The 419-nt window shown below is 68.5% G+C and carries 1 protein-coding gene; it reads right to left on the reverse strand.

Annotated features, from left to right (window positions below; genetic code table 11):
* A partial coding sequence (locus tag IVB13_RS16700) for a chemotaxis protein CheW (RefSeq protein WP_247489697.1) occupies window positions 1-288 on the reverse strand: 288 nt, incomplete at its 3' end.
* Between the last annotated feature and the right edge of the window lie 131 nt (window positions 289-419).

Below are 419 nucleotides of genomic sequence, written 5' to 3' on the forward strand. Positions count from 1 at the left end.
CAGACCATAGGATTCACCGCGCAGGTCGACGCCGACCGCCATCGGGATCTTGCCGTCCTCGGGCTTGGGCAGGCCGAGCCGGGCGCGCATGTCGACCACGGTGACGATGCGGCCGCGCAGGTTCAGCACGCCCGCAATCTCGCGCGAGGACAGCGGCACGCGGGTGACGCGCTCGGGCATGAACACGTCCTGGACGCGGGAGATCGGCAGGCCGAACAGCTGGCCGCCGATCATCGCGGTGACGTATTCGACCATGGCGCCTTCGCCGGACTGGGTCTTCTTGGTCATGTGCGTATCTCCTGATCCATCCCGCTGCGGTTAGGCGGCTGCGCGGCTCAGCTCGGAGGCGCCGGCGGCGCCCGCGGTCTGTTCCTTCAGCGCCGCGATCAGACCGGGACGGTCGAACTTGGCGACATAGT

It is taken from the genome of Bradyrhizobium sp. 17 (genome assembly GCF_023073515.1).
Lineage (GTDB): Bacteria > Pseudomonadota > Alphaproteobacteria > Rhizobiales > Xanthobacteraceae > Bradyrhizobium > Bradyrhizobium canariense_D.